At 60.8% G+C, this 19,882-nt stretch carries 16 protein-coding genes and 1 tRNA gene; 6 read left to right on the forward strand and 11 right to left on the reverse strand.

Going from position 1 to position 19,882, the window contains the following annotated elements:
- Positions 1–4: 4 nt before the first annotated feature.
- The 8 genes from ileS to rplU form a co-directional block, all read right to left on the reverse strand.
- Positions 5–2,851 carry an isoleucine--tRNA ligase gene (gene ileS, locus P8934_RS16485; protein ID WP_278031983.1) on the reverse strand — a complete coding sequence of 949 codons (2,847 nt, stop codon included), beginning with the start codon at positions 2,849–2,851 and terminating at the stop codon, positions 5–7.
- 10 nt (positions 2,852–2,861) lie between these two features.
- Entirely contained in the window at positions 2,862–3,902 is a 1,041-nt protein-coding gene (gene ribF, locus P8934_RS16490) for a bifunctional riboflavin kinase/FAD synthetase (protein ID WP_278031984.1), read from the reverse strand.
- 309 nt (positions 3,903–4,211) lie between these two features.
- A complete protein-coding gene (gene murJ, locus P8934_RS16495; RefSeq protein WP_278034053.1) occupies positions 4,212–5,735 on the reverse strand; it encodes a murein biosynthesis integral membrane protein MurJ in 1,524 nt (507 codons plus the stop codon).
- Positions 5,736–5,956: 221 nt separating this feature from the next.
- Positions 5,957–6,223, reverse strand: coding sequence for a 30S ribosomal protein S20 (gene rpsT / locus P8934_RS16500; RefSeq protein ID WP_278031985.1), 267 nt, complete (start codon positions 6,221–6,223; stop codon positions 5,957–5,959).
- A 205-nt stretch (positions 6,224–6,428) separates the two neighbouring features.
- On the reverse strand, positions 6,429–7,568 hold the full coding sequence (gene proB / locus P8934_RS16505; RefSeq protein ID WP_278031986.1) for a glutamate 5-kinase: 1,140 nt from the start codon (positions 7,566–7,568) through the stop codon (positions 6,429–6,431).
- Positions 7,569–7,621: 53 nt separating this feature from the next.
- Positions 7,622–8,809 (reverse strand): Obg family GTPase CgtA, encoded by a 1,188-nt coding sequence (gene cgtA, locus P8934_RS16510; protein ID WP_278031987.1) that lies wholly within the window; start codon positions 8,807–8,809, stop codon positions 7,622–7,624.
- Between the two features lie 85 nt (positions 8,810–8,894).
- Positions 8,895–9,152 (reverse strand): 50S ribosomal protein L27, encoded by a 258-nt coding sequence (gene rpmA / locus P8934_RS16515; RefSeq protein WP_040183062.1) that lies wholly within the window; start codon positions 9,150–9,152, stop codon positions 8,895–8,897.
- Between the two features lie 34 nt (positions 9,153–9,186).
- Positions 9,187–9,498, reverse strand: coding sequence for a 50S ribosomal protein L21 (gene rplU / locus P8934_RS16520; protein ID WP_040183063.1), 312 nt, complete (start codon positions 9,496–9,498; stop codon positions 9,187–9,189).
- A 292-nt stretch (positions 9,499–9,790) separates the two neighbouring features.
- Here rplU and ispB point away from each other — a divergent pair, with 292 nt between their 5' ends.
- The 4 genes from ispB (at position 9,791) to P8934_RS16540 (ending at position 14,076) form a co-directional block, all read left to right on the forward strand.
- Positions 9,791–10,798, forward strand: coding sequence for an octaprenyl diphosphate synthase (gene ispB, locus P8934_RS16525; RefSeq protein ID WP_278031988.1), 1,008 nt, complete (start codon positions 9,791–9,793; stop codon positions 10,796–10,798).
- Positions 10,799–10,889: 91 nt separating this feature from the next.
- Positions 10,890–10,966 (forward strand) — tRNA-Pro (locus tag P8934_RS16530).
- Between the two features lie 1,074 nt (positions 10,967–12,040).
- Positions 12,041–13,225 (forward strand): phospholipase D family protein, encoded by a 1,185-nt coding sequence (locus tag P8934_RS16535; protein ID WP_278031989.1) that lies wholly within the window; start codon positions 12,041–12,043, stop codon positions 13,223–13,225.
- A 554-nt stretch (positions 13,226–13,779) separates the two neighbouring features.
- Positions 13,780–14,076, forward strand: coding sequence for a hypothetical protein (locus tag P8934_RS16540; protein WP_278031990.1), 297 nt, complete (start codon positions 13,780–13,782; stop codon positions 14,074–14,076).
- 33 nt (positions 14,077–14,109) lie between these two features.
- Here P8934_RS16540 and P8934_RS16545 read toward each other — a convergent pair whose 3' ends face one another.
- Positions 14,110–14,583 (reverse strand): very short patch repair endonuclease, encoded by a 474-nt coding sequence (locus tag P8934_RS16545; protein WP_347403443.1) that lies wholly within the window; start codon positions 14,581–14,583, stop codon positions 14,110–14,112.
- Between the two features lie 461 nt (positions 14,584–15,044).
- Here P8934_RS16545 and P8934_RS16550 point away from each other — a divergent pair, with 461 nt between their 5' ends.
- Both P8934_RS16550 and P8934_RS16555 read left to right on the forward strand, forming a co-directional pair.
- Positions 15,045–16,217 (forward strand): DNA cytosine methyltransferase, encoded by a 1,173-nt coding sequence (locus tag P8934_RS16550; protein WP_278031992.1) that lies wholly within the window; start codon positions 15,045–15,047, stop codon positions 16,215–16,217.
- Positions 16,214–17,572: a DNA cytosine methyltransferase gene (locus P8934_RS16555; RefSeq protein WP_278031993.1), complete on the forward strand. Its 1,359-nt coding sequence runs from the start codon at positions 16,214–16,216 to the stop codon at positions 17,570–17,572. The genes P8934_RS16550 and P8934_RS16555 overlap by 4 nt, the downstream gene beginning before the upstream one ends.
- Positions 17,573–17,630: 58 nt before the next feature.
- Here the strand turns inward: P8934_RS16555 and P8934_RS16560 are convergent, their stop codons facing one another.
- Both P8934_RS16560 and P8934_RS16565 read right to left on the reverse strand, forming a co-directional pair.
- Complete coding sequence (locus tag P8934_RS16560) at positions 17,631–19,079, reverse strand: hypothetical protein (protein ID WP_278031994.1); 1,449 nt, start codon at positions 19,077–19,079, stop codon at positions 17,631–17,633.
- Positions 19,076–19,435, reverse strand: a complete 360-nt coding sequence (locus tag P8934_RS16565; RefSeq protein WP_278031995.1) for a hypothetical protein — start codon at positions 19,433–19,435, stop codon at positions 19,076–19,078. Before P8934_RS16565 ends, P8934_RS16560 begins: the two co-directional genes overlap by 4 nt.
- Between the last annotated feature and the right edge of the window lie 447 nt (positions 19,436–19,882).

Genomic DNA, 19,882 nt, shown 5'->3' on the forward strand with positions numbered 1-19,882 from the left:
GCCGTCAGGCATACTGGCGCGTCTCGCCGGGGCCGTCCGGCAGGTTGCTGATGCAGCGCCCGCAGAGGTCCGGATGTGCCGGGTGGGTGCCTACGTCCTCGCGGTGGTGCCAGCAGCGCTCGCACTTGTTGTTGGGGCTCTCGACCACGGCCACCTTGAGCCCCTCGAGCTCGGTGGCCTCGGCGTCCTCTCCTTCACCCTCGGCCTCGCCGAGCGGCTTGAGCGTCACCGCGCTGGTGAGCATCACGAAGCGCAGCTCGTCGCCCAGCTTGGCGAGCGTGGCCTGCAGGGCGTCGTCCACGTAGAGGGTGACCTCGGCGGCGAGGCTGCCCTTGATCGCCTTGGCGTTGCGGGCGTCCTCCAGGCACTTGTTGACCGCCTGCTTGACCTCGAGCACCTGCTCCCAGAAGTCGCGACCCAGGGCGGCGTCATCGGCGAGGGTCCCGAGGCCCGTGTAGTACTCGGCCAGCAGCACGCTGTCGCCGCGCTGGCCCGGGATGTTCTCGAAGATCTCCTCGGCGGTGAACGAGAGGATCGGCGCCACCCAGCGCACCAGCGCCTCGACCACGTGGTAGAGCGCGGTCTGGGCGCTGCGGCGCGCCACGGAATCGGCCTGAGTGGTGTACTGGCGATCCTTGATCACGTCCAGGTAGAAGCCACCGAGCTCGCGGGCGCAGAAGCCGTGCACCTGCTGGTAGACGTCGAGGAAGCGGTACTCCTCATAGGCGGTCTCGATGCGCGCCTGCAGCTGGGCGGCGCGGTCCACCACCCACTGGTCCAGGGCCAGCATCTGGTCGAACGGCAGCGCGTCGCGCTCCGGCTCGAAGCCGTTGAGGTTGGCCAGCAGGAAGCGCGAGGTGTTGCGGATGCGGCGGTAGACGTCGGCGGTGCGCTTGAGGATCTCGTCGGAGACGGCCATCTCGCCGGAGTAGTCGGTGGAGGCTGCCCACAGGCGCAGGATGTCGGCGCCGAGCTTGTCCATCACCTCCTGGGGCGCCACCACATTGCCCACCGACTTGGACATCTTGCGGCCCTGGGCATCGACGGTGAAGCCATGGGTCAGAAGCCCGCGGTACGGTGGGTGGCCATCGATGGCACAGCCGGTCAGCAGCGAGGAGTGGAACCAGCCGCGGTGCTGGTCGGAGCCCTCCAGGTAGAGGTCGGCGATCGGCCCCTGCTCGTGGCCGTGGGGGTGCGAGCCGCGCAGCACGTGGCGATGGGTGGTGCCAGAGTCGAACCAGACGTCCAGGGTGTCGGTGACCTTGTCGTAGTCGGCGGCCTCCTCACCCAGCAGCTCGGCGGGCTCGAGGCGGAACCAGGCATCGATGCCCTCCTGCTCCACGCGCTTGGCGGCCTCTTCCATCAGTGCCACGGTACGCGGGTGCAGCTCGCCGGTGGCCTTGTGCAGGAAGAAGGGGATCGGCACCCCCCAGTTGCGCTGGCGGGAGATGCACCAGTCGGGGCGGTTGGCGATCATGCTGTGCAGGCGCGCCTTGCCCCAGGCCGGGGTGAAGGTGGTGGCCTCGATGCCCTCGAGCGCCCGCTCGCGCAGGGTCCTGCCGTCCTTGCCCTGCACGTCCATGCCCACGAACCACTGGGCGGTGGCGCGGTAGATCACCGGGCTCTTGTGGCGCCAGCAGTGCATGTAGCTGTGGGTGATCACCTTGTGGGCCAGCAGCGCCCCCACCTCCTCGAGCTTGGCGACGATCTGCGGGTTGGCCTTCCAGATCATCTGGCCGCCGAAAAACGGCAGGCTGTCAGCATAGACGCCGTTGCCCTGCACCGGGCTCTCGATCTCGTCGAAGGTCATGCCGTGGGCGCGGCAGGTGACGAAGTCGTCGACGCCGTAGGCCGGGGCCGAGTGGACGATGCCGGTGCTGCCCACCTCGGACTCCACGTAGTCGGCCAGGTAGACCGGCGAGAGGCGGTCATAGAAGGGGTGGCGGAAGCGAATGCCGTCGAAGGCCTCGCCCTTGGCGGTGGCAATCACCTCGCCCGTGAGGCCGAAGCGCTCCAGGCAGGATTCCACCAGCTCCTCGGCCAGCACCAGCAGACGATCGCCGGTGTCCACCAGGGCGTAGGTGAACGCCGGGTGCATGTTGAGCGCCTGGTTGGCGGGGATGGTCCAGGGGGTGGTGGTCCAGATCACCACGGCGGCAGGCCTGGGCAGTTCACTCAGGCCGAAGGCGGCGGCCAGCCTGTCGGCATCCTCCACCGGGAAGGCCACGTCGATGGCGTCGGACTTCTTGTCCTGGTACTCCACCTCGGCCTCGGCCAGCGCCGAGCCGCAGTCGAAGCACCAGTTCACCGGCTTGAGCCCCTTGAACACGTAGCCCGCCTCGACCATGTCGGCCAGCGCACGGATCTCGCCGGCCTCGTTGGCGTAGTCCATGGAGCGATAGGGGTTGTCCCAGTCGCCGATCACGCCCAGGCGCACGAAGTCGGTGAGCTGGCCCTGGATCTGCTCGGCGGCGTACTCGCGGCACAGCTCGCGGGCACGCGCCGGCTCGAGGTGCTTGCCGTGGGTGGTCTCCACCTTGTGCTCGATGGGCAGGCCATGGCAGTCCCAGCCGGGCACGTAGGGGGCGTCGAAGCCGGCCAGGTTCTTCGACTTGACGATGATGTCCTTGAGGATCTTGTTGACGGCGTGACCGATGTGGATGCTGCCGTTGGCGTAGGGAGGGCCGTCGTGAAGGACGAACAGCTCCCTGCCCCGGCGCTCCTCGCGCAGGCGATGGTAGAGGTCCATCTCCTTCCACTGCGCCACCCGGGCGGGCTCGCGCTTGGGCAGCATGCCGCGCATGGGGAAGTCGGTTTCTGGCAGGTTCAGAGTGTGCTTGTAGTCGCTCATATCCTGGGGGTCAGCCGTCGTCGTGGTCGGCGGGCGAACCCGCCGAGGAATCGGAAGTCACGGCCTCGCGCGCCAGCGGCGCCGATGCCAGAGGAAGAGAATCGTCGCTGCCGTCGCCCGCGGGGTGTTCCGAGAAATAGGCCCGGGCGCGCGCCTGGTCGGCGCGGATCTGCGCCTTGAGCTCGTCGAAATGGGCGAACTTCACCTCGCCGCGCAGCTTGGCGCAGGGGAACACCGTCAGGCGCCGGCCGTAGAGGTCGCCGTCGAAATCGAAGAGGTGCACCTCGAGTACCGGCCGAGCGCTTCCCACCGTGGGGCGCCAGCCGATGTTGGCCACGCCGGGCAGACGGCGCCCGTCGGGAAGCTCGGTGACCACCGCATAGACGCCCTGCAGGGCCAGCGACCGGGCCGGCTGCGGCAGGTTGGCGGTGGGCACGCCGATGGTGCGGCCCAGCTGCCGGTCGGGCACCACCCGGCCGCCCAGCCGATAGGGGCGACCCAGCAGGCGCGCCGCGGCGGCGAAGTTGCCGCTGGCCAGCAGGGTGCGCACCCGGGTGCTGGAGACCCGCTCGTCGTCGACGGTGAAGGTGCGGGTGTGCTCGACGCCGAAGCCGCGGGTCTCGCCCACCTCGGTGAGCAGGTGGAAGTCGCCGCGGCGGTCGCAGCCAAAGCGGAAGTCGTCGCCCACCACCAGGTGGCGCACGCCCAGGCCACCCACCAGCACCTGCTCGATGAATTCCAGGGCGGTCAGGCTGCGCAGGGCATCGTTGAACGGCAGGCAGAGGATGCGATCGACCCCGCACTCGCCGAGCAGCGCCACCTTGTCGCGCAGCCGGGTCAGCCGCGGCGGCGCCTGGTCGCCGGCGAAGAATTCACGGGGCTGTGGCTCGAAGACCACCACCGTGACCGGCAGGCCGAGTCGAGCGGCCTGCTCGCGGCACTGCTCGAGGATCGCCCGATGGCCGCGGTGCACGCCATCGAAGTTGCCGATGGTGGCCACGCAGCCGCGATCCTCGTCGCGCAGGTTGTGCAGTCCTCGAATCACTCGCATGGGCGTCATCACGCTGGGAAATAAAGTCCACGATTATAACGGACCGGGGGGCCCTTGACAGCCGGCGCGGCTTGGTCTTTCCCCGCCGTCTCTTGTGGAGCCCGGTGATCAGCTGCTTCTTGTGGGAGCTGACGGTTCGACGGTTCAACTTGCACGGCGACTGGCTGCTCATACCCACTGACAGAGCTCTCCGCCTTTCGCGGTGCAAGCACCGCTCCCACATGCCCCCTAGCCACCGGCCATGACATGAATTGTGGGAGCAACGCTTGCGTCGCGACCCGCCGCGGAGCGGCGTTTGGTTGGCATGCTTCAGCCCCTCATCCGGAAATGGCGAAGCCGCACCCCGAAGGCCGCCAGCCAGGCGAAGTAGACCACCACCCCGGCCGAGACCAGCACCGCCAGCCAGCCAGCGCGGGTCCAGACGCTCCACTCGAGCCAGGCCTGCCACTCGGGGGCCAGCCAGGCCAGCCCCACGCCCATCACCGTGCAGCCGCCGAGCAGCTGCACCGCATAGCGCCCCCAGCCGGGCTGGAAGACCAGCACACCCTGCTTTCTCAGCAGCCATCCCAGCAGGCCGGCGTTGAGGAAGGCCGAGAGCGCCGTGGCCAGCGCCAGGCCGGCGTGGGCCAGCGGCCAGATCAGGATCAGGTTGAAGACCATGTTGGCGACCATGGCGATGATGCCGACCTTCACCGGCGTGGCGGTGTCCTGGCGGGCGAAGAAGCCCGGCGCCAGCACCTTGATCAGCATGAAGGCCACTAGCCCAAAGGCATATGCTCTGAGGCTCATCGCCGCCATGGCGATGTCGCGCTCGGTCATGGCGCCGTAGTGGAACAGGGAGATCAGCAGCGGCTCGGCGAGCACCGCCAGGGCCAGCGCCGCGGGCAGGCCGAGCAGCAGCACGGCGCGGATCGCCCAGTCGAGCATGGCGGCGAAGTGCTCGCCGGACTGCTCGGCATGGCGCCTGGAGAGCGCCGGCAGGATCACGGTGCCGATGGCGATGCCGAACACCCCCAGCGGCAGCTCCACCAGGCGGTCCGAGTAGTAGAGCCAGGAGACGCTGCCCGCCGCCAGCAGCGAGGCCAGCACGGTGTCGAGCAGCAGGTTGATCTGGGAGACCGAGACCCCGAACAGCGCCGGCGCCATCAGCCGCAGGATGCGCCGCACGCCGCTGTGGGCGAAGTCGGGCCAGGGCCGCGGCAGCAGCCCCAGCCGCGCCAGGAAGGGGACCTGGAAGGCCAGCTGGGCGCCGCCGGCGATCAGCACGCCCCAGGCCAGCGCCATGGCCGGCTCCTCGAACAGCGGGGTGAGCAGCACCGCCGCGCCGATCAGCGAGAGGTTGAGCAGCACCGGGGTGAAGGCCGGCACGGCGAAGCGGTTCCAGGTGTTGAGCGTGCTGCCGGCGAAGGCGGTGAGCGAGATCAGCAGCAGGTAGGGGAAGGTCAGCCGCAGCATGTCGGCGGTCAGCGCCAGCTTCTCCGGGTCGCGGCCGAAACCGGGCGCGAAGGCCCACACCAGCCAGGGCGATGCCAGCATGGCCAGCGCCGTGATGAGCGCCAGCACCGCCGTGAGGCTGCCCGCCACCGCATCGAGCAGCTCCTTCACCTCGCGCTTGCTGCCGCGCGAGGCATATTCCGAGAGCACCGGCACGAAGGCCTGGTTGAAGGCCCCCTCGGCGAACAGGCGGCGCAGGAAGTTGGGGATCTTGAAGGCGACGAAGAAGGCGTCCGCGCCGTTGCCGGCGCCGAACAGGGTGGCGATCACCACGTCGCGCGCCAGCCCCATCACCCGCGAGAGCATGGTCATCACGCTGACCACCAGGCCGGAGCGCATCAGGCCGCCCGCCTTGGGCGCCACCGCGCGGTCGTGGTCGTCGACGGCCGGCGGGCGGGGGCCGCCGTCAGGCGTCTGGGGTTCGTCGCCCCGGGGCTCGGGGGGCTGTTCGTGATCCGTCACCGTCTGTTCCTCGTTCGGCGCCGCGGCGGGCGCTCGGCAAGAATCGCGGACACAAAAAAACCGGCCGCAGCCGGTTTTTCTGCTGGCGCTCGGCTGGCTTACGCCGCGAGAGCCTTGATGCGCCTGTTCAGGCGGCTCTTCATGCGCGCGGCCTTCTTCTTGGAGAGCACGTCCTTGTCGGCGATGCGGTCGATGACCGGCTGCGCCTGCTTGAAGGCGTCCATGGCCTGGGCGTGGTCACCGCCGTTGATGGCCTTGATGACGCGCTTGATGTAGGTACGGACCATGCTGCGCTGGCTCGCCTTCAGGACACGACGACCTTCCGCCTGACGGGCACGCTTGCGGGCTTGCTTGCTGTTCGCCACTGACTGTCTCCTTGGAGAAAGTTGTGGTCGCCATCTGTGGGCGACACTTGATAACTGTATGATCCAACAGGGAAATAAAAAATCCCCGCCGGCCTGGCCATGTTGCCGGCTGCGCCATCGAGCGCAGTCGCTTAGGGGCCGTGTCTGAGAGGATGGCGTATCCTATCATGCCATCCCCGTGCTTGCCATAGTTCCTGCGAGAGTGCTAGAGCACCACCAGGTTGTCGCGGTGAATCAGCTCCGGCGCCTCCATGTAGCCGAGGATGGCCTCGATCTGGTGGCTGGGCTTGCCGACCAGCAGGCGGGCCTCGTCGGCGCCGTAGTTGACCAGCCCCTTGGCCACGCGCTGTCCCTGGTCGTCGACGCAGAGCACCATGTCGCCGCGGCGGAACTGGCCGCTGACCGCGGTCACCCCCACCGCCAGCAGGCTGGAGCCGCTGCCCTTGAGCACCTTCACCGCGCCGGCATCCAGGGTCAGGCTGCCACGCACCTGCAGCTGCCCGGCCAGCCAGCGCTTGCGCGCCGCCATGGGCGCCTGCTCGGGCAGCAGCAGGGTGCCCAGCCGCTCGCCCTCGGCCAGGCGACCGAGCACGTCCGGCTGGCGACCGCTGGCGATCACCGTGACCGCGCCGGAGCGGGCCGCCAGCCGTGCCGCCCGCACCTTGGTGGTCATGCCGCCTCGGCCGAGCGCCCCGCCGCCGCCGGCAACCGCGGCCAGGCTCGGGTCGTCGGCGCGCCCCTCGGCGATCAGCCGTGCCCCGGGATTCGAGCGCGGGTCGGCATCGAACAGCCCCTCCTGGTCGGTCAGGATCACCAGGGCGTCGGCCTCCAGCAGGTTAGCGACCAGGGCCCCCAGGGTGTCGTTGTCGCCGAAACGGATCTCGTCGGTGACCACGGTGTCGTTCTCGTTGACCACCGGCACCACCCGCAGCGCGACCAAGGTGCGCAGCGCCGACCGGGCGTTGAGGTACCGCTTGCGGTTGGAGAGGTCATCGTGGGTGAGCAGGATCTGGGCGGTGAGCAGGCCATGGCGGGCGAAGTGACCCTCGTAGCACTCGGTGAGGCCGTTCTGGCCCACCGCCGCCGCGGCCTGGAGCTCGTGGACCGCCGAGGGGCGGGCCTGCCAGCCCAGGCGCACCATGCCGGCGGCCACCGCGCCGGAGGAGACCAGCACCACCTCGATGCCGCGGCGGTGCAGCGCGGCGATCTGGTCCACCCAGCCGCCGATGGCCGCCTCGTCGAGGCCGCGGCCATCGTTGGTGAGCAGCGCACTGCCGATCTTCACTACCACCCGGCGGGCACGCTTCAGGGCCTCGCGGCCGACTACCTGCTCGTTGCTTTCCATCCTTTCCTCGGTTCACCCCTCAACGGGCTCCCAGCGTGCGGACCGACCGCCCCTCAGGGCGCATACTCGACCTCGACGTCATAGTCGTCATCATCGAAATCGTCGTCATCCTCGTCGTCGCGCTTGCGCTTGCGGCCCAGGCGGGCCTCGGTGCGGGCCACCGCCTCGTCCTCCATGCGCGCACGCATCTCGCGGGCACGCTCGGCGGCCTCCTCGTCCTCGTTCTCGAGGCGGCGCTGCTCGGTGAGCCAGCGGTAGGCTGCCTGCACCAGGGCATCGGTGCCGTCGCTGGAAATCGCCGAGATGCGAAATACCGGCCCCTCCCAGCCCAGACGACGGACGATCTCGTCGGCCACCGCCTCGCGCTCCTCGGCCGGCAGCAGGTCGAGCTTGTTGAGCACCAGCCAGCGCGGCAGTTCTGCCAGCGCCGGCGAGAACTCGCCCAGCTCGTGGATGATCGCCTCGGCGGCCTCCACCGGGTCGGACTCGTCGAAGGGCGCCACGTCGACCACGTGGAACAGCAGCCGGGTGCGGGTCAGGTGCTTGAGGAAGCGCAGCCCCAGGCCGGCGCCGTCGGAGGCCCCCTCGATCAGGCCGGGCACGTCGGCCATCACGAAGTGCTCGTGCTGGCCAAGCTTCACCACGCCGAGGTTGGGCACCAGGGTGGTGAACGGGTAGTTGGCGACCTTGGGCTTGGCCGCGGAGACCGAGCGGATCAGCGTCGACTTGCCGGCATTGGGCAGGCCCAGCAGGCCGACGTCGGCCATCACCTTCATCTCCAGGCGCAGGTTGCGGCGCTCGCCCTCGGTGCCCGGCGTGGTGCGTCGCGGTGCCCGGTTGGTGGAGGACTTGAAGTGGATGTTGCCAAGCCCCCGGCGGCCGCCCTGGGCGACCAGCACCACCTGGCCGATCTCGGTCACGTCGGCGATCACCTCGAGGGTGTCCTCGTCGATCACCGTGGTGCCCACCGGCACCTTGACGTGCAGATCCTCGCCGGCGCGCCCGCTCATCTGCCGGCCCATGCCGGGCTGGCCGTTCTGCGCCTTGTAGAAGCGCTGGTACTTGAAGTCGATGAGGGTGTTGAGGGCATCGTCCCCGATCAGGTAGACGGTGCCGCCATGGCCCCCATCGCCGCCGTCGGGGCCGCCCTTGGGCACGTACTTCTCGCGCCGGAAGCTCAGGCAGCCATTGCCGCCCTTGCCGGCTTCCACGATGATCGAGGCTTCGTCGACGAACTGCATCTCTTACTCTCCTGACGGCCCATGCCGCCATGATACAAGAAGGCCCCGCCTGGGCGGGGCCTTCTCGCTGCAAGCGTCAGCGGTCTCAGGCAGAGACGACACTGACGAACTTGCGGTTCTTCGGACCCTTGGTCTCGAACTTGACCACGCCCTCGTCCAGCGCGAACAGCGTGTGGTCCTTGCCGATACCCACGCCGGTACCGGCGTGGAACTTGGTGCCACGCTGGCGGACGATGATGTTGCCCGGGTTGACGACCTGGCCGCCGAACAGCTTGACGCCGAGGCGTTTGGATTCGCTGTCGCGACCGTTACGGGTGGAACCCGCTGCCTTCTTGTGAGCCATTGCAAATACCTCGCTCGTTCAGGGGAACAGCCGCTTACGCGGAGATCCCGGTGATCTTGACTTCAGTGAACCACTGGCGGTGGCCCTGACGCTTCATGTGGTGCTTGCGACGACGGAACTTGATGATGGTGACCTTGTCGCCACGACCATGGGAGACGACCTCGGCCGCCACCTTGGCACCGTCGACCAGCGGGGCGCCAACCGTGACGTCCTCGTCGTTGCCCACCAGCAGGACCTCGTCGAACTCGATGGTGTCGCCGGTCGGCACTTCCAGCTTCTCGAGCTTGAGAGTCTGGCCTTCCTGAACGCGGTACTGCTTGCCACCGCTCTTGATAACTGCGTACATGCTTTTCTCTCCAGGACTCATCGGGTGTTGGCTCTTCATCGACCTGCTGCGAGTGGCGCCCCTTTTGGCAGCCATCTGACAGGGAGCGTGATGAGTGGGTCGCGGATTATAACCGCGGGAAAACGACCGCACAACCCGTGGACACCCCTCCCGGCGACGAGGCGGGCCCCCGGCCGAGGGCCCGCCAGCCCCCGCTTGACGCCCCCATGGGGGCCCCATAGCATGGCCGGCAACCCGATGCCAGAAGGGGCAAACGTCGCCCCGGCCCCACCTACCCGTCGAAACCGCCTCCATGCCAGCGAACGCCTCACCGCCCACGCCCCCCCCCAGCACTCCCGCGTCGCCCCTGCATGCCGCGGTGGCCGATGACTTCCTCGCCGTGAACCGCACCATCATGGACCAGCTCGCCTCGCGCATCCCGCTGGTAGAGACCATCGGCCAGTACATCATCGAGAGCGGCGGCAAGCGGCTGCGCCCGCTGCTGGTGCTGCTGGCGGCGCGCTCGCTGGGCTACGCGGGCGACCGGCACATCACCCTGGCGACCCTGGTCGAGTTCATGCACACCTCGACGCTGCTGCATGACGACGTGGTCGACGAGTCCCACATGCGCCGCGGCAAGGCCACGGCCAACGATGCCTGGGGCAACGCCCCCTCGGTGCTGGTGGGCGACTTCCTCTACTCCCGCTCCTTCCAGATGATGGTGGAGGTGGGCTCCATGCGCATCATGGACGTGCTCTCGCGGGCCACCTGCACCATCGCCGAGGGCGAGGTGCAGCAGCTCACCAACGTGGGCAACCCGGACACCGACGAGGCCGCCTACTTCGAGACCATCCAGGGCAAGACCGCCATGCTCTTCGAGGCGGCCTCCCACAGCGGCGCCATCCTCGCCGACGCCACCCCCGACCAGGAGGCGGCCCTGCAGTACTACGGCCGCTACCTCGGCCTGGCCTTCCAGCTGATCGACGACCTGCTCGACTACCAGGGCGACGCCGATGCGATGGGCAAGAACGTGGGCGACGACCTGGCCGAGGGCAAGCCGACCCTGCCGCTGATCCAGGCCATGGCCGCCGGCACCCCCGCGCAGCGCGACCTGGTGCGCCAGGCCATCCGCAAGGGCGGCCTCGACCACCTGGACGAGGTGCTCGGCATCGTGCGCGACACCGGCGCCCTGGACTACACCCGGGCCCGCGCCGAGGATATGGCCGACAGGGCCCTGGCACAGCTCGACGCCCTGCCCGATAGCCCCTTCCGCGATAGCATGGCCCAGCTCGCCCGCCTGGCCGTCGACCGGCAGAACTGATCGGTACAAAGCCGCTCGGGGGGCTTGCATGCCGGCAGGGCTTGCGTATAATGCGCTCCGTCGGTCAGCACAGACCCGACGCAAGAAAATTCGGAGTATAGCTCAGCTTGGTAGAGCGCTGCCTTCGGGAGGCAGAGGTCGTAGGTTCGAATCCTGCTACTCCGACCAAAATTCTAGAAAAAACAGCGAGCTATGGGAGTCCAAGCTCGCTGTTTTTTTGTTTCTCGCATTCGCTTCAAGCGTGTGACCTTTCTGTGACCCTCCCCGGGCGGACAGAGCCTCCGCCCCCGCAACGACACATTGGCGCTGCCGACCTAGCACGCATGCCCCCTGTCATCGACATGAGCATGACGCGCCCGGGTGCTCCTGCACCCGGATATAACGAATCTTGGTGGTCAGGTTGCTTCGGCTACGACCTAACGCATGGTCTACGGGTTCTTTCTACACCCTCCTTGCCGCCTTCTGAAGCAGCCCGCGTGGCCGGGATCGACATGAAATCGATCATACAGGCATCCAGATCCATCAGCCCGTTCTCATGCAGCTTGAGATGGAGCAGATCCTTGGCAGCCTCGAGGGGGCCATCGTCTGGCCACTGGCGGAGTCGGGCATACACCGGACTCCTAGGGACATAGCGCCCGGAAAATCATGCCATCTGATCTCTGACCACAAAGCCCAGAAGCTGCCGCTCAGCACCTGGCGATCATCTCGCCTTCGCCGGCCCACCGACTAGCGTGACGAGGCGATGTCCCTGGTCCGCAACCAGCTGAGGTCGGATAGCTTGAATTGCACTTTTATATCTAGAATTACTGATGTAGTATATAAAAATTAGCAAAATTAAATTCCCGGAAAATACCTAGATCTGTACAGCAAGCTGGGAGCGGGGGTGGAAGATGCCTCCTCGGCAGGACCGCCACATGGTGGTTCACGTTGTTTAGAGAGCTTCTGTGGCACGCTCAATCGGGAGCATATGCATCACCGATATTATCGCACGCAGGGCAAAGCGCGCAGTGACATCTTCGATTATATCGGGCTGCCCCATAGCCTGAGGATGCAAGTGTAATTTACCCTCAGAAACTGCAACCACCCGACGCCTTAAACCGCCCATGGAAACTCCACCGAAGCAGAATAAATCCCAAAACCTCGCTAAAAAAAGCACTGACCCTACAAAAGGTAGCTTAAAGCTCGAGAGCGATTATGCCACCTTAAATGGACTTAACTTACAGACTAAGAAGAGGCCTATTAATGCTCATCTCCCAACCAATATCAAGCTTTGGCGAGCGAATCTGTGAAGAGTTGGACTCGACTACGGATGGCCAGCGTCAATGGCACATCTTTGAGTTCGCGGTTGCATGGGTCAACCATGCTGGCGCCAAGAGAATCATGGATTCGGCGCAGAGCTTTCTTGCCGAGGGCGGGTGTATACGCGCCACCGTGGGCCTGGATTTCAGCAGCACAAGCTACGAGGGTTTGAGCAGCCTCTTGGACCTCGAGGACGAGGGAGCTGACATTAAGACGCACGTGTTCTTCGATGAGAACCCAGCTTGCACCTTTCACCCGAAGGTCTTCCTCTTCAGAAACCATAAGCTAGCTCGTCTGTTCGTTGGCTCTAACAACATGACTGGGGCGGGATTGGATAAAAATATTGAGGTCTCTCTTGTATTCACAGAAGCCGTGGATGACGAGACGATCGAGAAGACCCTCGAGACCCTGGATAGGTGGCGGGACGAACGCTCGGAAACAAGGACCCGACAGCTGACATACGAATTGCTGAATGAGCTTCATGACCGAGGCTACGTTCGGACTGAAGAGGAGATCCGCGCTAGCAGAGAGTCCGAAGCCGGCTCAAAACCCTCAGAGCGAGAGCCGCTATTCGGCAAGAGCGAGACTGGCCCAGGAAATCGAGTCAGCAGAGCTGGTAGCAGGGAATTTGGCGGCCATACTACCACTTCTGTATCAGAGGAAGTACTGCTCATGCGGGTGAGGCCGAGACGAAATGGGAAACAAGTCCAGATTTCGAAACCTCTGCTCCAAGGCTCCTTCATGAACAACGCAACCGAGGTTGTTTCAGCGGGCACTAATGTGCCCAGAGAAGTTGGCACTAACAAAGCGACGCGTACTGGACAGAAAAAGACAAATCCGGATAACACCTTGCGGTTTGAAGCACCTGAATTACAAGGAATCACAAACCCAGTTGCTCGATTCCAATGGGTAAACGGAGTGCTGCAATACGAGATCTTTGATGCTGACGATAAGGGCGTGGGCACCGAAATCTACAACAAACTCTTGGAAGGCATTGCCACGCCCCCCGTGGTCAAAAGAATGGATGAGCTGAGCACTGGGACGACGGTTCTTTCAACCCACTCTCAAGAGAGTGCGCAGTGGTATCGAATAATCCCTTTTGATGGCATCTCGGGAAGCAGCGCCTAGTTCAACAGGAGAAGACCTAGAGATAGTCGTGGCCGCATTCGTCACAGAAATGCATAAAACTTTCTGGCTCTTCATAGATCAGAGTGAAACAGGCAGAGCTTGAGGCAGGGCGAGATAGAAAAATGCCGGTAAAGCCGAGCAAGCAGATATTCGCTAAAAGGTCAGCATCCGGACACCGCCGTTGTCATGAATGCTTCCCCGCTCTGCCTGTTCTCGAAAGTGTTCACGCCCACCCGTCACGATTTTGTCGACCCTCAGAAGCTGTTCACTAGATGAATACGTACCGCACCTCTGTCGCGCCTGCGTCCATGCGTAAGTCCTGACGCATAATATGCACTACCGCCGCGACCATGAAGCATCGCTATTGATCTACCGAGTGGAACTGGAGGTGCCAGTACGCCGCCGGCACCACCCCCTCTGTGACACGACACGGGAACGTATCGACTGGCTGCCGGGTCGGTCACCACCCCGCTGCGCCAGTGTGTAAAGTATCTTGTCACTTTGCTGCCAATGCGGCATGTCGTGGATCTTTCGGATTGCACTGGCACACCGTGATGACCATCGACAAGCAGCGTCTGCAACGCGATCGTCCGGCACCGCACCCAACACAGTTGCGGCGGCTGATGATGGACGAATTCGCGGTGCATAAGGGACATCGCTACGCCACCGTGTTCGCCCTGTCGCCTTTTGATGCCCCCAGCCTTGACGGCCACCTTCGGGCAAATCCCTTCCTCCACGACGCGTTGGACTATCAGGTCTCGACCACTAGATATGCGGCGGAGATTCCTGTGAGTGTTTATCCGGACCTTCTGGAAAGGTTGGTTGGTTTGCATCTCCAGACTTCCAGATAGGTTGCGGATGAATAAACTTCCTAGAGGTCATAACTAGTGAAGACGAAAGCGCGGAGGCGAAGATGGCCATTCGACATAACTTTCAGTGCTTTTTATAATATCAACTACTTCATCCAAGTAACTAAAACTCAGACGAATCCCACACTCCCAAATCACTAGGACTCTCCAGCCAATATTTAAGAGAGCCTCATGAGAGCTTTTGTCACGCTCAACATTTCCTTGCAACTTCGACTCCCAATATTTGCGACGAGTCTTGGGTATGTTTGATGCAAAATGACAGCGAGGATGCTGATGCCAAAAGCACCCATTGACAAAAATCACAAGATTATATTTTGGCAGCACTATGTCCGGCTTTCCTGGAAGATCCTTACGGTGCAGTCGAAATCTAAATCCAGCGGAGTGCAAAAACTTCCTTACCTGAATCTCAGGCCGGGTATTCTTCGACTTGACGCTCGACATGATTTTTGAGCGAATTTCTGGAGTTTTCATATCAGCCCTTATTGTCATGAAAGGTTATTTCAAACTCATTTATGAGATGTAAAAAAACACCTGACGGCCAGCTAGTGAACAATAATGCAACGAAAACTTTTCCATAGTTCTCATATCGACATACACAAGTCAAGCATACTTATTCATGAATATTGAAATGCTCCTCTAATACCACCAGGATCATAACATTGATATTGAGCTCGCCCTCACAAAGCCGGAGGCCTCGTTGCAACAAGTCACAAAACATTTTTTGTCAACTTGTATATATAGGCTCACTATCACAAGCACTTCTTAATCTGCATTATCCAAAAAACCAACGAAGAGAAAAATCAAGAACATCTAATAATATTGATAACGACGGAACCAACCAAGGCTTTAAGCTTGACCATAAAGAGCAGGAAGGGTATAATCGCGCGAATGCTAATTAGATAGTTAAAGCCAAAGTGGCAATTGGCCTAATGACTGAGTGAACCATATTGATGAGCGATAAAAAACTGAAGGTTCTTGACCTCTTTTGCGGGACTGGCGCATTATCCTATGGACTAACTCAGTCCAACCCATCCTTACAAGTTGTAGGCGGCATTGACTTAAACAAATCTGCATCGAAAACTGCTGCAAAAAACCATCCTGATGCAAAGGTGATTTGCGATGACATCAACAATTTCACTGCCACGCAGATGGCTGACAAAATTGGTGCATCTCAGGTAGATATTATAGTGGGGGGGCCACCATGCCAAGGCTTCTCATCTATTCGCCCAACGAGAGGACAAGGGTTAGAAGATCCGCGAAACTTCCTATACAAAAAATTTGTAGACTATGTGGCCACATTAAGGCCCACAGCATTTTTGCTGGAGAACGTAGTCGGCATCATAGGTGCCAATGGAGGTGAGCTTCTAAACTCAATTATATTGTCATTTCATAACATCGGCTATGATGTCGACTGGCGAATTTTGAATGCTGCCAATTATGGTGTTCCCCAAAAGCGCGAACGCTTTTTCATGATCGGCAAAAAGCGGTCATCAGCAAGAACGTCTATTATCAGATTCCCGACCCCTACACATAGTTTTTCAGGGAGAGTGATAGGCACTAAGGTCAAGGCTAAGTACATTCAACACCCAAATGATGGACTGCCTGCAGTGACTCTTTGGGATGCGCTATCTGATCTCTCCAGCTTAAAATCTGGACAGAAAAGCGACATGTACGCTCATGCCCCCCGCAACTCTTATCAAATCGTTAGAAGAGCAGGTGCTCCAGAAAAGCTACTTCTTCATCAGGCTGCAAATCATTCGCCGAAAATGCTTGAGGTAATCAAGCATGCTGGCCACAGCAAAAGCTGCCTACCTGAGGGAATGGTTAGTAGCGGATATAGCTCATGCTATTCCCGTTTAGAAAAAGACGAACCTTCTACCACGATCACTGTTAAATTCACATCTCCTGCATCTAGCAAATGTATACACCCAATCGATGACAGGGCCATTACTCCGAGGGAAGCGGCCAGAATTCAAAGCTTTGATGACTCTTTTGTTTTCTGTGGATCAAAAACTGACATTGCATCTCAAATAGGAAATGCAGTACCGCCCGTGTTGAGTGGTGCATTCAGCGAGATCCTTAGTGAAATATTAGCTTCGAAACCGGCGGTAGAAGAGGCATGACAACTCATATCCAAGAAGACCTTTTTGGCAAAGAAGCCTATGAGGAAGTAAAAACTACTAGTCTTTCAGCCTCTCGACCTGGCACGAAAGACTTAAACGCAGTCTGTTTATTCTCCTCAGCAGGAATTGGGGAACTAGGTGTAGAGCGAGCAGGCATTAAGATTAAGTTGGCAAACGAAATTATTCCCCTGCGTGCATCTTGCTATAAGAACAACTTTAAAAATGGGGAAATGCTCGAAGGTGATATCAAAGAAGTTAAAGAAGAATTCATAGTTAAGACTAAAGAACTTCTTCAAGGTGATGATCTCTTCTTGCTATATGCCACACCTCCCTGCCAGGGAATGTCTTCTAACGGAATGGGGCGTTTGAAGTGGGAAATCTCACAAGGAAGAAGACTAAAAGAAGATGAGCGGAACAGACTCATCATGCCAGCCGTAGATATAATAAAAGCTCTAAAGCCCACGTGGGTTATTTTTGAGAACGTGCCGGGCATGAGGAATACTGAAATCAGGACTCATGGCAATCACTTTGAGAATGTCCTCGATTATCTAACAAGAAGCCTAGGGGATGAATACTTAGGGCGCGCTGAAATAGTCGCATGTCAAGACTATGGCATTCCTCAACTGAGAAAGCGATTAGTTACCATTTTCACAAGAGATGAAAATGGTAAAAAATACTTTAAGTCTAACGGTGGATCTTTCTTTTCTCCGAAAATGAAGGAGAAACGCCAATCGCTGAGAGATGCCATAGGTCACCTTCCAGCACTAGATGCTACTCAAGGAAATAACGCCAAACCAGATTTTCATCCACAACATTATGTCCCAATAATGAACAAGATGAAATATGAGTGGGTTGATAAAACACGCGAAGGCGATACAGCATTCAACAACCAGTGTGCAAACCCTGAGTGTGGCTATTCCAAAAACCCCGGACACAAAGACATTCAAGTAAATGGCAAGTGGGTGTCTTCAAAGGAAATTCCCATTCATTGTCAAAAATGTGGGGAACTACTTCCCAGGCCAGTCGTGAAGGACAAAGAAGGCAACTACAGATTGCTGAAAGGGTTTCATTCTGCATACAGAAGAATGAAATGGGACGAGCCTGCACGCACCCTGACTCAAAACTTTATCTACGAAGCTTCGGATAACAAGATTCACCCAGATCAAAACCGTGTACTTTCAATTTATGAGGCGATGGTTGTTCAAACCATAGATAGGTACAACTATTCCTTTGAAGCATTAGGGAAGCCTATGAGCACTTCAAAAATTGCAGAGGTCATCGGGGAATCAGTTCCACCTTATCTAATCGAGAAGATCTGTAAGATGATGATCGAAGTTAGCAACCATGAGTGCTAGCTCATTGCGAACTTGATCAATTTCATCATGTTTTTTTCAAAAAGCAGGAAGGTTGGGGTCAGATATAGCCATCCCAGAACTCCCGAGCCATGATAGATTCCACAAGGATTATCTCGCCTATCGGTATACGGCTTCTCACAGCTATTAGGGCGCCCGCAGCGGCGTTGGCCACATCGTCATGGGTTCGGGGCGGGTGATCAACGGTATCGCGCCCAGCGCGGCTTGTGCGGCGCTCCAGGGCGCCTAGCTGGGCCAGGAGCCGGGAGTGATCCAGCAGCTGGCAGGTCCCCGCGTTAAGCCTGGGGAGCAGTTCTAAGTAGAGCCGGGACCGGGGCTTGCTCGCCAGTTGGTAGCCGATGCCATGGGCGGAAAAGCGCTCTCGCGGCCATTCCCCTCCGTATGCATCGCCCGTCACCGACGCCAGGCCGTATGACTTCACTACAGCAGCGGCCTCTCGGGCGACGTCGTCGGGGTTGAAGGGCGGCTTCCACTCCCGCACGCAGTCGAGCACCGCGATACCATTTTCCTCGTGCGCAATGGCCAGCGTCATACTGTCCCTGGAGCCGCCAGAGGGGTCGACGAAGGCGACATAGGCCGGGGCCCTGCCCTCGGGCAGCATCGCCACAGGCGGCAGCTCCAGAACGCCAGGGGCCGTGCATTGCTCTAATGCCTCACGGCTGACGAATGCCTCCAGGTCGCGCCTGAACTCGGCGCCGTATTCGGCTGATGCAGCAGCGGCATCGCGTTCGAACGCCTCGGCAATGACGTGCTCCGGCACCGTGGGATTCATCGTGCGCGTGTCGGCCTGCCACACCAGCACAGGGGCGTCGTCCTGGCCGAAGTACCGCCGGTGCGCGTCATACAGCACACCACGCCGGGAGTACGGCGAGGACAGCCCGAGTAGCATCGCGTTGGGGATCGTAGCCATGCCGGGGCGCAGCGCATTGATGATCTCTACATCGGGATTGGCGGTCTCTTCAGAGCGCCAGAACGCCACCTCGTCGCACAGGGCCGCCACGACGGTATAGCCACGTGTGGCGCGAAAGCTGGCCGTGTGGATCTCGATGCTGACCCGAGTCTTGAGGTCGATGCCATCAGCCGTGTCGCGCTCCACCAGGGCCGCCAGCATCGGGACGTTCTCCAGCAAGCCCCGCACATAGCGCAGGATGGTACGCGCCTGTTTCCTGTCGGCGGCCAGGATCAGCACCGTGCCTCGCTCGCCCGGTTGCAGGTACGGGCGATAGTCGTGGAAGGCCGCCAGGAAGACAGCAACGAGCGCCGTCACGAAGCTTTTACCGCCCCTCCTGCCCACCACCAGCCATGCTTCCTTGCAGGGCTCACGGGTCGGCTGTGAGCGTCCTGTACAGGCTTCGAAGATGCGGCGCTGATCATCATCCAGGGGCAGGGCGAACAGGGCCGCCAGGAAGGCAAACCAGGCACTCCAATCGCCACGTTCGAACCAACGCGCAAACAGATGCGGATCTCGTGTGGCGTCAAGGATATTCACGGCGATGATTCCTGTTTCTTCACGTATTCGGCCAACGAGACATCAATTGTTTGTCGGTCAAGTCCCAGTGTCCTCAGAATGCCCATAAGCGTGTTGACGGCTTGAGCCAGTTTGCCAAGATCGACTTCCTGATCTCTTGCAAGCGCTGCTTCCTGTTTCTCAATAATGGCTTCCATCCAGACCGCACGCTTCGCTAGTGAACGGCGCTGATAACTCAACCGCTCGTAACCGCCTAGATCCTGTTCAAGCGCATAGAGCCGCTCATTGACGATCTGGGCCACACGGGTGCGACCGTCCAGCTTGGTTAGCCAGTCGGGCGAGTAGGTATCAGGGATATCTGCCTGCTTTATGGCCATAACCGCCTCCTATTGCTGCTCCATTAGCATGCCATTTAAAACGCCAAATGGACACATATTGGACACATTAAATCTCTCTTCAAAGATAAAATAACGTGATATCAGAAGGTTACTTCAAGCAAAAGATGCCAGCATATGGCAGGTGTCGAATGTTCAACTACGCGCCAGAGAAGAAAGGGGGTGGGCAAAAACGACCTTGTGGGAAATGGGGGAAGTTGGGGGAAGTCGATTTCCCCCACTCCAACCCGCATGGTTGCTGGGCTCGTGGCCGATTTGGGGGAAATGGGGGAAGTTTTCCGTGAGTGCGTGCACGGGCACTCGTGGAGGAGTGTCAGCGCCAGTGGCAGTAAGTAACTATGGAGGGGTATATATATACTTCCCCCCCTTTTACACCTATATGCTCTACAACCCGCATGGTTGCGCGGTTTGTCGGTGGGGGAAATAGTG

Origin of the sequence: Halomonas sp. CKK8 (assembly GCF_029625235.1) — a bacterium.
Taxonomy (GTDB): domain Bacteria; phylum Pseudomonadota; class Gammaproteobacteria; order Pseudomonadales; family Halomonadaceae; genus Halomonas; species Halomonas ventosae.